The sequence below is a fragment of the Sphingomonas sp. LH128 genome, from assembly GCF_000293195.2.
Lineage (GTDB): Bacteria > Pseudomonadota > Alphaproteobacteria > Sphingomonadales > Sphingomonadaceae > Novosphingobium > Novosphingobium resinovorum_A.
On sequence record NZ_ALVC01000031.1, the window covers coordinates 1 to 12,476 of the forward strand.

14 protein-coding genes are annotated in these 12,476 nt (G+C 61.3%); 8 read left to right on the forward strand and 6 right to left on the reverse strand.

The genetic code is table 11. The features are described 5' to 3' along the window. The 4 genes from LH128_RS02950 to LH128_RS02965 all read left to right on the forward strand — a co-directional run. Window positions 1–569 (forward strand): ketopantoate reductase family protein (locus LH128_RS02950; protein ID WP_008828090.1); only part of this gene is annotated, 569 nt, incomplete at its 5' end. Between the two features lie 13 nt (window positions 570–582). Further along, window positions 583–1,650, forward strand: coding sequence for a tartrate dehydrogenase (locus LH128_RS02955; protein ID WP_008828091.1), 1,068 nt, complete (start codon window positions 583–585; stop codon window positions 1,648–1,650). A gap of 44 nt (window positions 1,651–1,694) precedes the next feature. Next, a complete protein-coding gene (locus LH128_RS02960) occupies window positions 1,695–1,979 on the forward strand; it encodes a DUF1330 domain-containing protein (RefSeq protein WP_008828092.1) in 285 nt (94 codons plus the stop codon). A 10-nt stretch (window positions 1,980–1,989) separates the two neighbouring features. Continuing rightward, the gene (locus LH128_RS02965) at window positions 1,990–2,400 is read left to right on the forward strand and encodes a BphX family protein (protein ID WP_008828093.1); all 411 of its coding nucleotides are present in this window, start codon (window positions 1,990–1,992) and stop codon (window positions 2,398–2,400) included. Here the strand turns inward: LH128_RS02965 and LH128_RS02970 are convergent, their stop codons facing one another. The 3 genes from LH128_RS02970 to LH128_RS02980 form a co-directional block, all read right to left on the reverse strand. Continuing rightward, on the reverse strand, window positions 2,401–3,333 hold the full coding sequence (locus tag LH128_RS02970) for a 2-dehydropantoate 2-reductase (protein WP_008828094.1): 933 nt from the start codon (window positions 3,331–3,333) through the stop codon (window positions 2,401–2,403). It abuts the gene before it with no gap. Between the two features lie 4 nt (window positions 3,334–3,337). Then, on the reverse strand, window positions 3,338–4,657 hold the full coding sequence (locus tag LH128_RS02975; protein WP_008828095.1) for an LLM class flavin-dependent oxidoreductase: 1,320 nt from the start codon (window positions 4,655–4,657) through the stop codon (window positions 3,338–3,340). 62 nt (window positions 4,658–4,719) lie between these two features. After that, complete coding sequence (locus tag LH128_RS02980; protein ID WP_008828096.1) at window positions 4,720–5,649, reverse strand: fatty acid desaturase; 930 nt, start codon at window positions 5,647–5,649, stop codon at window positions 4,720–4,722. 194 nt (window positions 5,650–5,843) lie between these two features. Between LH128_RS02980 and LH128_RS02985 the strand changes: the two genes are divergently transcribed. Together LH128_RS02985 and LH128_RS02990 are read left to right on the forward strand one after the other, a co-directional pair. Further along, on the forward strand, window positions 5,844–6,695 hold the full coding sequence (locus tag LH128_RS02985; RefSeq protein ID WP_008828097.1) for an IclR family transcriptional regulator: 852 nt from the start codon (window positions 5,844–5,846) through the stop codon (window positions 6,693–6,695). 100 nt (window positions 6,696–6,795) lie between these two features. Further along, window positions 6,796–8,028 (forward strand): multidrug effflux MFS transporter, encoded by a 1,233-nt coding sequence (locus LH128_RS02990; protein ID WP_024018974.1) that lies wholly within the window; start codon window positions 6,796–6,798, stop codon window positions 8,026–8,028. A gap of 9 nt (window positions 8,029–8,037) precedes the next feature. Here LH128_RS02990 and LH128_RS02995 read toward each other — a convergent pair whose 3' ends face one another. The 3 genes from LH128_RS02995 to hpaH are packed head-to-tail and all read right to left on the reverse strand — an operon-like array spanning window position 8,038 to window position 10,822. Beyond that, on the reverse strand, window positions 8,038–9,204 hold the full coding sequence (locus LH128_RS02995; protein WP_024018973.1) for a CaiB/BaiF CoA transferase family protein: 1,167 nt from the start codon (window positions 9,202–9,204) through the stop codon (window positions 8,038–8,040). A gap of 4 nt (window positions 9,205–9,208) precedes the next feature. Further along, entirely contained in the window at window positions 9,209–9,997 is a 789-nt protein-coding gene (locus tag LH128_RS03000) for an HpcH/HpaI aldolase family protein (RefSeq protein ID WP_008828100.1), read from the reverse strand. Between the two features lie 9 nt (window positions 9,998–10,006). Beyond that, on the reverse strand, window positions 10,007–10,822 hold the full coding sequence (gene hpaH, locus LH128_RS03005; protein WP_008828101.1) for a 2-oxo-hept-4-ene-1,7-dioate hydratase: 816 nt from the start codon (window positions 10,820–10,822) through the stop codon (window positions 10,007–10,009). Between the two features lie 187 nt (window positions 10,823–11,009). Between hpaH and LH128_RS03010 the strand changes: the two genes are divergently transcribed. Both LH128_RS03010 and LH128_RS03015 read left to right on the forward strand, forming a co-directional pair. Next, window positions 11,010–11,822 carry an alpha/beta fold hydrolase gene (locus tag LH128_RS03010; protein ID WP_240530246.1) on the forward strand — a complete coding sequence of 271 codons (813 nt, stop codon included), beginning with the start codon at window positions 11,010–11,012 and terminating at the stop codon, window positions 11,820–11,822. Between the two features lie 95 nt (window positions 11,823–11,917). Continuing rightward, complete coding sequence (locus LH128_RS03015; protein WP_229710705.1) at window positions 11,918–12,445, forward strand: TIGR02444 family protein; 528 nt, start codon at window positions 11,918–11,920, stop codon at window positions 12,443–12,445. Window positions 12,446–12,476: the final 31 nt, after the last annotated feature.

A 12,476-nucleotide genomic window follows, 5' to 3' on the forward strand; every position in this document is an offset into this window, starting at 1 on the left:
TTCCCGTCACCGCCTATTTCGGCGAGCTGGAAGGCGGGGAGAGCGAGCGCACGCGGATCATGGCCGTAGCGCTCGACGCTGCGGGCATGGGTTCGCGCTCAACTCCCGATATCGTCCATGTCCATTGGGAAAAAGTGGTTCAGGTCGGTGGAGCATCGTCGTGGAGCGCCAGTACGCTGGGCGCGCTTCCAAAGCTCGATTTTGTGGATGGTGTGGCGGTTCGCGAAGGCGCCGAACACTATGTCCACGTCGTCAAGGATCTGCTGGCGATCTACAAGGCACTTGGCTACGAACCGCAGAACTATTTCGCGCCTGTATCCAGATTGGTCGAGATTGACCGTGAAAGCTTTGAAGAGGCAGTGTACGGTGTCATGGCGATGGGCACCAGATTCAAGCCGGAAAACCGTCCCGTCCGCACCTCGATGCATGACGATCTCGTGGCGGGCCGGCGGATGGAAGTTGACGAGGTCCTGGGGCCGCTCGCGGCGGCAGCGGAGCAACTGCAGGTTCCTGCGCCAGCCTTTCTCAGCGCTTATCGGGTGCTCAAGACTTTGAACAGCTATCTGTAGGGAAAGATTGACCATGAGGCGTTATTCCATCGCCAGCATTCCGGGAGATGGAATTGGCCGCGAAGTGGTGCCTGCCGCAATCGCGGTGCTGACGGCGGCAGCGGCCAAGTGCGGTTTCGTGCTCGAATTCCGGCACTTCGACTGGAGCTGCCAGACCTACCTCAAAACCGGCAAGATGATGCCCGATGATGGGCTAGACCGGTTGCGCGATCATGATGCGGTGTTCCTCGGCGCGGTCGGCTTTCCCGGGGTACCCGATCATATCTCGCTGTGGGGGCTGCTGTTGCCGATCCGGCGCGAGTTCGAGCAGTACGTCAATCTGCGTCCGGTGCGGCTGCTGCCGGGCATCGCTTCGCCCCTGCGCGACAAGGCTCGCGGCGACATCGATTTCTGGGTGGTGCGCGAAAACTCGGAAGGCGAATATTCCCAGATCGGCGGTCGGACCGGAACTGGCGAGAACGAAATCGTCGTCCAGCAGGCGATCTTCACCCGCCGGGGCACCGACCGCATCTTGCGCTATGCCTTCGACTTCGCTCGGCGGAGCGGGCGCAGGCATGTGACCAGCGCGACGAAGTCCAATGGACTCTATCATTCGATGCCGTTCTGGGACGAGCGCTTTGCCGCGATCGGCGCCGAATACCCCGATGTTGCCGCCGATCAGTATCATGTCGATATTCTCGCCGCACGCTTTGTGATGTCGCCCGAACGGTTCAATGTGGTGGTTGGTTCGAACCTTTTTGGTGATATCCTTTCCGATCTGGGGCCGGGAATCACTGGCACCATCGCTGTGGCTCCTTCTGCTAACCTCAACCCCGAACGGCGGTTCCCTTCGATGTTCGAGCCGGTCCACGGGTCTGCCCCGGACATCGCCGGGCAGGGCATCGCCAATCCGATCGGCCAGATTTGGTCGGGTGCAATGATGCTGGAGCATCTCGGCGAAACCGAGCCCGCCGCGCTGGTGATGCGCGCACTCGAAACGGCGCTCATTGCGCCCGATATCGCGAGGACCCCCGATCTTGGCGGAAACGGGACAACTGCGGGATTTGCGCAAGCTGTTCGCAACACCTTGCTGGGGCTCTAGCGGGAAAGCTGGCGGTCCCGGCGCTGACCAAAGGAAACGGAGTGATGGCTGCCTATTTCATCGGATCGATCAAATCGCACGACGAAACCTGGGTGGCAGGCTATATGGCCGCAGTTCCGGCGCTGGTCGGACGCCACGGCGGGGAAATGGTCTGCCGTTCGCACGAGTTCGTCCGTTATGAGGGCGAGGGAGCCGCACCTGACTATGTCGTGGTGATCCGGTTTCCTTCGATGGAGGCGATCGACGCCTTCATGAACGATCCGGACTATGCGCCGCACAAGGATGCGCGCATCGCCTGCGCCACATCGGATATCTTCGCGATCGCCTGAGGAGGCCGCCATGAAGGTTCTGCGCACTTACCTGATCGCCGTGGGGATCTGGTATCTCTGCAATCTCGTGCTGCTCTGGCCGCCGGTCTATGCGGGGGCCCTGCGGCTGATCTACCCCGGTATTGCGCTGGGGCAGGGGACGCCGTCTTTCGGCCTGCTGCTTGATGCCTGGTTGATCGTTGGCATCCAACTGGCAGCAATCGGCCTCGTGGCGTTGTGGGGCGCGCGCGATCCGTTGCGCTACTGGGCGCTGGTTCCGGTGATCGTGCTGACCGAACTCGTCGGCTCCGCCTGGGACATCTATAGCGTCGTTTGGAGCGGCGAAGCCTTGTGGGTCGGCTTGACGACCTTGGCCGCGCATGCTGTGATCATGGCGGGTGCATGGTTTGCCAGGCGCGCGATGGAGCGGGATATCGTCTGATCAATCAGGTTGAAGCCCGCGGGCGCGCAGCCGCGCGAGGATTTCGTCTGTGGCCGGGCAGGGCAGGTCGGCCTGTCGCGCGAAGCGGGGTATGGCCCCACTGAGGTGGACGAATTCCGACGGTCTGCCCGCTTCGAGATCGCGCTGCAGCGAACTGGTGACGTCGGGTGGAAAGCGGCCGATGAAGTCCAGCTTCTCGTATATGCAATCGGGCGGCAATTCGATGCCCAACGCCGCTGCGATCCGTTCGACCTCGGCCATGGCCTCGCGCAAAAGCGCGCTGGCCTGGGGATGGCCCAGCACCTGACCGACCTTCAGGCCGAACGCCGGGGCCACCGCGCCGATCGTCGCGGCCATCAGGAACTTGTCCCACAACGCTGGGCGCATGTCGCCTGTCAGAGTGGTGGGGACCCCAGCGGCAATAAGGTCGCCCGCAAGGATTGCCGAGGCCTGTCCGGCAGCCGGGTCGGTTGCGCGATCGGCGACCGGGCCGGCCAGCAGCGTGGCGGGGACGCCGGTGTGGCGCACGATCCCGTCTTCCAGCTCGAAGAAGCCGTGCATGCGTGCGCCAAGCACGACAGCGCGGGGCAGGGCGGCCTGGGCGATGCCGGGTGCTTCGACCCCATTCTGCACCGTCAGCAGCGTGAAGCGGCTTCCGCGCAGTGGTTCGAGCAGGGCAAGCGCCGATTCGATCTGAAACGTCTTGGTTGCCAGGATGGCATGATCCGGCGGCGTTGCGGGATCGCATGCTGCGGACACCGGCACACGCACTTGCCGCTCGGCCCCGCCTTCGGACAGCAGCACGCCCGTGTTTCGCAAGGCCTCGAGCCGCGCTCCTCGGGCGATCAGCAGAACTTCATGCCCGGCGTTGTGCAACCGCGTGCTCAGGAAACTGCCGATTGCCCCGGCGCCGATGATGACAAACCGGCTCACCGCATCAGGCGAAGAAGCGGTTGTCCGGGCGCGGCAGGCCTAGATGGTCGCGCAGCGTTTCGCCTTCGTATTCGGTGCGGAACAGGCCGCGCGCCTGCAGTTCGGGCACAACCTTGCCGGCAAAGTCTTCCAGGCCTTCCGGCAGGTAAGGGAACATGGTGGTAAAACCGTCGCAAGCGCCTTGCTCAAGCCAATGCTGCATCTCGTCGGCGATGGTCTTGGCGGTGCCGACAAAAGCCAAACCGCCATAGCTGCCGGCCTTCGCGGCGAGCTGGCGGATCGTCAGGCTCTCAGCTCTGGCCAATTCGATCATGAACCGCCGCGAACTTTTGCTGGCGTTGGATTCGGGGATGTCGGGCAGGGGGCCATCGGGATCGAAGCCCGATACGTCGTGACCCAGCATGCCGGACAGTGAATGGATGCCGCTGTCGTAGTGGACCAGGCTGTCCAGTTTCGCGCGCTTCGCGTGGGCTTCCTCGACGGTGTCTCCAACAACCAGGAATACGGCCGGCATGATCTTGATGTGATCGGGATTGCGTCCTACCGTCGCCGCCCGCCCTTTGACGTCGTCGTAATAGGCTTTGCTGCCTTCCAGCGTCGATTCCGCAGCAAATACGGCTTCGGCGGTTTCGGCAGCGAGCTGGCGGCCCGGGTCCGAGGCACCGGCCTGGAAGATGACCGGCCAGCCTTGAACCGGACGGGCGATGTTAAGCGGCCCGGTGACCGAGAAATGCTCGCCCTTGTGGTTCAGCGCACGCATCCGGGCGGGGTCGAAATAGATGCCCTTTGCTGCGTCCATAACGAAGGCATCGTCGGCGAAACTGTCCCACAGCCCGGTCACAACGTCATGAAACTCGCGGGCGCGGTGATAGCGCGCGGCGTGATCTGGCTGGGTCTCCAGGCCGAAGTTGCGGCTGCTGTCCGGATTCGAAGTGGTCACCACGTTCCAGCCGGTCCGCCCGCCGCTGATGTGATCGAGAGAGGCAAAGCGGCGCGCGACATGGAACGGCTCGTCGTAAGTGGTCGAGGCCGTTGCGACGAGGCCGATTCGCTCAGTCACCCCGGCCAGTGCGGAAAGCAACGTGAATGGCTCGAACGAGGTCACAGTGTGGCTGCGCATCAGCGCCTGGCGTGGCAGGTTGAGCACGCCGAGGTGATCAGCCATGAAGAAATAATCGAACTTGGCAGCTTCAAGGCTGCGGATGAAGCGCTGGATCGCTGCCAGGCTGAAGTTCGCGTCGGGTAAGGCACCTGGATACCGCCAGGCTCCGGTGTGGATGCTGACCGGGCGCATGAACGCGCCAAGGTGAAGTTGCTTGGCCATCAGTGCGTTTCCCGGTCTGGAGGTACGGCCGGACCATACCGAACGGTCCGGCCGTTATTTCGTTAGGCAGGCCTTGCCTTGCCTTGCGCCTGGTCGAGTTCCCGGCGAACCGCAAAGTGGTCGTCATAGTTCTCGGGCTTCAGGGCGAAGGCTTTCTGGCGCGGGATGCGGTTGGCGTTGATTTCATCGTACTTGAGGTAATAGGCCTTGTGCATCCGGTAGAACGGGATTTCAGGCCAGAGGTGGTGGATCAGGTGGTAATTCTGATAAACCAGCAGCGGGTTGAGCAACCATTCCCAGCCGAACCGCATGGTTGTCGCCATGTAAGGGTCTTCGTCTTGCGCGATGATCGCGGGATGATGTGGCAGGATGACGAAGACGATGGCGATGATGAACAGCGTGATCCGTGACGGCACGAACCACAGCATGAACAGTTCCCAGCCGAAGCCGAAGTAAATTGCCGCAACGAACAGCAGCGCGAGGAGCGAATAGAAGACAAGCAGTTCGGTGCCATGTTTCTTGCGCACGTTCTGACCATATTTGACGAAATACCAGATGTAGGCACCATCGAAGAAGGTCCAGCGGAATGGAACCTGCCACCAGGGCGATTCATGCTCGAACCGGTCGGGGTCTTTGGGTCCATTGGTATGCGTGTGGTGCTTGTTGTGGACCCAGCGGAGCAGGACCATCGGGGCATAGGGAAAGAGGAAGAACAAGCCGATCGCGCCGATCGATTCGTTGATCCAGCCAACGCTCGACAGCGACTTGTGCGAGGCGTCGTGGATCACGCTGAAAAGCAGATAGGTGACGAGGCCGTTTGAGATCGCACCGACCCAAAGCGGAAGCATAGCGTTCAGCGCCAGGTACCAGGTCGTTGCGATCCCTGCCATGGAAACGACAAACAAGAGAGCTGTCGGCAGGGCGAGAACGGGCGCCTTTCGCAACTCTTCGAAATGCTCTTCGGACGATCTGGGAAACGCGATTGCAGCCATTACCCGACTTCCTTTCCTCTCACTGGTTTTTAAGCGCCTGGTTGGGTTGACGCTCGGCCTCTTTGTCGCAATTGACTCAGATCATCCCCTTGCACGCGTTTGCACCTTACACTATTCGTTGGACAATATGCAACTCCTTTCCCATAATGCAAGGGGCTTTGGGGCCGGGGAGTGGCTGGTGAAGGGGAATACCGATGAACGCACGCAAGGCTAGCCAGCTTACAGCTAAAGGTGATGAAATCGAACATCAGGCTAACGAGCGCTTGCCTCCCGAAGATTTGAGCGCGAATGATTCGCCGCGCAAGGCTATCCAGTCCGTGGAAATTGGTGTTCGCGTCCTCAGGGCCTTGATGGATTGCCCAAGGGATGGCGCACATCTGCGTGAAGTTGCCGAGAAATCGGGTCTGTCACGCAGCCAGGCACACCGTTACCTGCTGGCTTTTGTCAATACAGGCGTGGTCGAGCAGAATGTCCAGAATGGCCGCTATGCACTAGGTGAGTTTTCAGTTCGTATTGGCATGGCCGCGCTGGCGCGGGTGGAGCCGGTACGGATCGCTGGCGATAATCTGGCGAGCGTGCTGGAAGAACTGCAAACGACAGGGTTGCTGGCGGTCTGGGGTAATTACGGGCCATCGGTGATTCGCTGGATCGATGGCGGTCTGCCCCTGTTTACCAGTTTGCACGTCGGCTCTGTTTTGCCATTGCAGGCTTCGTCGACTGGCATCCTGTATTTGACCCATTGTTCACGAACTTTGACCCAGCCCGTCATCGAGCAAGAGCGCGCCAGCGGGCTGGTGGTTTCCGACGACGAACTGGAAAGGCAGATAGTCCAAGCGCGCGAGCTGGGATACGCGACCACACAGGGTACGGTTGTGCCTGGTCTCTCTGCCTTGAGTGTACCTGTGTTTGATTCCGCGAACAGGCTTGTTGCGACGATGAGCGTTCTCTCGCGAGTTCAGGACAAGCATTTTTATTCGAAGACGAAGATCGAAAAGATCCTTTCGGCGGCCATAGCAGCGAGTCGTGCGATCGGCTGGCAAGGATAGCTCCTGCGGCTTTACATCAGAAGTGGACGGGCCTCCATATTGGTGGACCGGCTTCATGGCGGGGGCGCTGCCAGGCCCGACCATCCGGAAGGTATGAACGTTGTCGCTGTCCGATAAAGAGCCAATCGGCAAACGGGAGTTCATCGCCATGATGGCGATGATCCAGGCATTGCAGTCACTTGGGTTTACAACGTTGCTTCCGGCTTTGGGTGCCATGGCAACCGATCTGGGAGCAAGCGGTTCAAACCAGCGGCAATGGGTCATCGGCACCTTCCTGATCTGCTCGGGCCTGTTTTCGCTCGTCCCGGGGACGATCTCCGACCGGCTTGGGAGGAGGCCGGTCCTGCTGGTTTGCATGGTTCTGTTCGCCCTGATCAATCTGCTTTGTGCTTTCGTGGCTGACTTTTCGGTCCTGCTGGCGGCCCGCGCGCTGCTTGGCTGTGCCTCTTCCGCCCTGACCGTCCTTCCTCTGGCGATCGTTCGCGACCGCTATCAGGGCGAAGACATGGCCAAGCTGCAGGCCTTTGTCGCGATGCTGTTTATGGCAGTCCCGACCCTCGCCCCAAGTTTGGGTTATGTGATCTTTACAGCGCTCGGCTGGCGTGCCGTCTTCATCGTCATCGGGGTGCTGTCGATGGGAGTGTCAGCTTGGTATTTCTTCCGCATGGAAGAAACGCTGCCGCTTTCCCGGCGGCAGTCTCATGGTGCGAGTGAATTGTTCGGCAACATCCGCCTCGTTCTGACAAATCGCCGGTCGATCGGTTACGTCATTGGCATGGCCCTGATTTTCGGCGCTCACTTCGGCTTCATCAACAGCTCGCAGCAATTGATCGGCGAACATTTCGGGGCCGGTGGGGCCTATTCGGTAATCTTTGGCTTGATGGCGGGCTCGATGATGCTGGCCAGCATTGCCAATTCCGCTATCGTACACCGTTTCGGCATCCGAGGGATCGGCCATGCCGCCATCCTGTGCCATTTCCTTGTGTCGATCGGCCAGATCTATGTGGCATCCCGACCGGGCGAAACCCTGCTTCAGTTCGTGCTTCTGACATCCGCGAACATGTGCTTGCTGATCACGGTCTTCATCAATTTCACTGCGATTTCCCTGCAGCCATTCGGCAAGGTGGCCGGGGCCGCGGCCTCTGTTCAGACGTTCTTCCGTTTGGTGCTTGGCGCGGGGCTGGGCGCACTGATCGGGCAGGCCTACAATGGTTCCCCGCTGCCTCTGGCCTATTCGTTCTTCGGGGTGGCGAGCGTGACCATCGTGCTTGTACTGTTCAGCGAAGGCTGGCGATTGTTCGGGGGACCTATACCGGTTCAGGCTGCGAACTGACTGCGCCGCCTATTCGTCTCCGACCGACTCGGGACTTCCCGGCGCGGCCAGATCCGAAACCATTCGCACCCCGTCGATCACGATCGGGCTGGCGACGCCTTTGCGCCCTCCGGCCATTGCGGCGAGGCCCCTGGCGATGACCTGTGGATCGGCGAACACTTCGTCGAGTTCGTTGATTGGTCCGGCTGGCACGCCAACCTCTTCAAGCGCGTCGAACAGCGCTTGTCGGTTCCACTGGGCCGTGCGCCCCTCGACCGTTGTGACCAGTTCCGCCCGGTTCGAGAGACGGGCAGGATTTGTGGCGAAGCGTGGGTCTTCATGCAGTGAACACCGCAAAACGCGGCACAAGCTGGCGAACTGGCCGTCGTTGCCGGCCGCAATCACCAAGGGCCCGTCAAGCGTGGGGAAGGCTTGATAGGGTGCCAGATTGGCGTGACCGTTGCCGAACCGGCGCGGCACATTACCCGATGTCATCCAGTTCATCGCCTGATTGGCCATGACAGTCACCTGGGTGTCGAGCAGTGCCATGTCGATGTGGGCGCCGCTGCCGGTGCGGTCCCGGCGGTTGAGCGAAGCGAGGATCGCCACCGTGCTGTACATGCCCGTGAACAGATCGGCCACGGCGATGCCCGCCTTCTGCGGTTCGCCATCGGGTTCGCCGGTCATCGACATCATGCCGCCCATGGCCTGGGCGATGAAATCGTAGCCTGCGCGGTGGGCGTATGGCCCGGTTTGTCCGAACCCTGTGATCGAGCAGGTGATCAGGCGCGGATTCAGTGCGGAAAGCGCGGCATGGTCAAGCCCGTACTTCGACAGCCCGCCGACCTTGTAGTTCTCGATCACGATATCTGCGCCGCTTGCCAGATCGCGAATGATGGCCTGGCCCTCCGCGCTGGCGATGTCGATTGCGAAAGACCGCTTGCCGCGATTGGTCGAATGGAAATAAGCCGCTCCCAAATTGGTGCCATCTTCTGCTGTCACGAACGGCGGCCCCCAATGCCGCGTATCGTCTCCTACGCGGGGCCGTTCGATCTTGATCACTTCGGCGCCAAGGTCCGCCAGCAGCTGTCCGCACCATGGGCCAGCCAGGATGCGGGCTAATTCAAGCACCCGGACGCCATCAAGCGGTTTGACCGGGTCACTGGAACGAGGCGTCTGCCAAGCCGGTTTTGCCATAGCCTCAGTTGCCGCCCTGTGCCGCGATACGCTCACGCCAGACCCGGAGTCCGTCGCCCGCGCCCTTGGCCATCGTGAAGCTGTCGATCCCGTTGGCGATGAAGCGGGCACCGCCATCGAGGAACTGCTGGACGAGGCGTTCGTCGCGCGAAAGGATCCCGGCCGGTTTGCCGGTTGAGACGATCCGCGCCAGTGCTTCGCCGGTCAGCTTGAACAGGGCATCGAAATTGATTGCGCCCAGCAAACCTTCGGTCGCGGCCAGGTCCGCAGGTCCAAGGAACAGCGCGTCGATTCCGTCCACTGCGGCGATCGCCTCAATGTTGTCGACGGCGGTCGCGGTCTCGATCTGGGCGATGATGCAAACCTGCGCATTGGCTTCTGCGACATAGGCAGGATAGCCACCCCAGCGCGCGGCACGGGCGCCGCCGAGGCCGCGTTCGCCTGCAGGCGGATAGCGGGACGCAGTTACGATGGCCTGGGCCTGTTCGGCGGTCTCGACCATCGGAACCATCAGAGTCTGCGCTCCAAGATCGAGAACCTGCTTGATCGCTACCGGATCGTGGCCGGCAATCCGGACGATCGCCGAACACGGCGGCGTCGCCTCGACCGCACGCAGCTGCGCGACGATGCCGGGCAGGGTTTGCGGGCCATGTTCGCCATCGATCAGCAGCCAGTCATAGCCATGGCCCGCGCAGATTTCGGCAATGTCTGGATGGGCCAGGGCCAACCAGAAGCCAAGCTGGACCGGACCTTCGCGCAAGGCCGCCTTGAAGCGGTTGACCGGTGTCTGCATTTTCGCCCCTTAAACGAACCGGAACCCGATTGAACCAAACTCGCCAAAATCGGCGTTGAAGACATCGCCCGGCGCCGCTTCGACCGGGCGCGTGAACGATCCGCCAAGCACGACTTCTCCGGCTTCGAGCCCTTGCCCCCAAGGCGCGAGCCGCCGTACCAGCCAGGCGACGCCGTTGGCGGGGTGGTTAAGCACCCCTGCCGCAAGGCCGGTTTCCTCGATCACCCCGTTGCGGCTGAGCAGGGCGCCGATGCGGCGCAGATCGAGCCCGTCGGGTTTCGCCGGCAGACCGCCGACGATGATTCCGGCATTGGCGGCATTGTCGCTGATCGTATCCAGGACCTTGCGCGCCACTCCGGTTTCGGCATCCTTGGGATGCACCCGGGTGTCTATGATCTCGATTGCCGGAGCCACATAGTCGGTGGCGCTCAGGACGTCGAAAATCGTCGTCTGTGCTCCTTCCAGGCGGCGCCCGAGCACAAAGGCCAGTTCGACCTCGACCTTGGGCGTGATGAACCGGGCGGTCGGCACGTCGCTGCCCTGTTCGAACACCATGTCATCCAGCAAGGTGCCGTAATCGGGTTCGGTGATTCCGGCTGCCTGCTGCATCGCGCGCGAGGTCAGGCCGATCTTGTGACCAAAGACGGCCCGGCCGCGCTCTCGCTTGAGATCGACCCAGGCCTGGTTGATGCGGTAGGCATCCTCGATCTGCATGCCTGGATAGCGCACGGAGAACGGCCGGATCCGTTCGCGGGTCTGCTCGGCATGGTCGAGTTCCTGCGCCAATTGCGCGACCAGTCGATCGTCGAATGTCTCGCCTGTCATGTGTCCTGCTCCCAATGCGCAACACTTGGGAAAACTCATTGCACAATGTCAAACGATATCTTAGGCTCCGGCAAAATTGACTGTGAACTCCGGCAAGGAGTCGCGCGAATATATCGTCAGGATCACATGGGAGAATGTCATGGCTGCTGAAGGGGTTATCAGGGAAGAAAAGATCACGGGCCGCGGCTTGACCTCGCACACCCTCTTGGCGGGCGATCCGTCCAAGCCGGCAATTCTGCTGCTTCACGGTGCGGGTCCGGGCGCACATGCCGCATCCAACTGGTATCACCTGATGCCGGACCTCGCCGAAAACTTCTTCGTGATCGCGCCCGACCTGATCGGTTTCGGCCAGTCGGTGATTCCCGATCCGTGGCCTGACAGCGTGATGGGCTGGATCGGCACCCGGGTCGACCAGTGCTTTGGCCTGCTTGAGGCGCTCGGTGTGAAGAAGGCCCACGTTGTAGGCAATTCGATGGGCGGCGCGCTGACCCTGCAAATGATGAGCGAGGAGCCCGACACAATCGACAAGGTGGTGCTGATGGGTTCGATCGGAGCCCCCGGCCCGCGCACCCCGGAACTGATCCGCCTGCTCTCGTTCTATTCCGACCCACGATATGCCCGCTATCGCCAGGTGATGCACAGCTTCGCCTACGATGCCGAGAAGTTCGAAGGCATGGAGGAAATCGTCGAGAACCGTTACAAGATCGCCACCGATCCGGGAATCATGAAGACCGCGGTCAAGATGATCGATTCGATGAAGAACGGCATTGAGACGCTCAACATGCCGCCCGAACTGCTGGGCAAAATGCCGCACGAAGTGCTGATCTTCCATGGCCGTCAGGACCGGGTGGTGCCGCTCGACACCAGCCTATACCTGATCCAGCATCTCAAGCATGCCGAACTGTACGTTCTCGACCGTTCGGGCCACTGGTCGCAGCTGGAACGGTGGGATGTCATGCGTCCGATGATGGAAATCCATTTCGGCGCCCGCACGTTCTAGGCGGTTGGCCTCGTTGCATGTCTGGTCAGCATTTTCACCAAGGTCCGCGATTGGGTACTTCGGCACGGTCGGACCAAGGCCCGGCCGTGCCGCCAGTGGGTGATGAAGCTTCAATTCAGGTGGAGCAGCACGCGGCGGCGTTATGGGACTATTCCTTACACATTTATGCCAAGCCGGGCGTGGCAGCTTCCTGCCTTGCCTTGCAGGATCAGCATGGGTGTGACGTCAACACGGTGTTGCTTTGCCTTTGGTTGGCAGGGGCGCGTTGCACCATTCTCGCTGTTTCGGACATCGAGGCCGCGCAGCACTCGGCAGCAACTGCGAATGAACGCTTCGTGCAACCGGTCCGTTCGGTGCGGCGCTGGATGAAGCAGTGGTGCCAATGTACGCCTGAGTCGGAAATTAACGCCGCAGCCTATGCGGCGCTGAAGACGGCAGAGTTGCATGGTGAACGTCTGGTCCAGTCCCAAATGCTCGCTGGGCTGGACCTGGACCAGTTGACCCGTGCCGAGTCGTCCGAAGCAGCAGTCCAGGCAAGCTTTGCCAACTATTGTACCTTGGCGAGCACATCTGGCGGAGTGGCAGAGGAACTGGGTGAGCTTGTTGCCAGAGCCTGGCATTGAGCCAGTCCTGCCTGTCGGGCTAATTGCATTT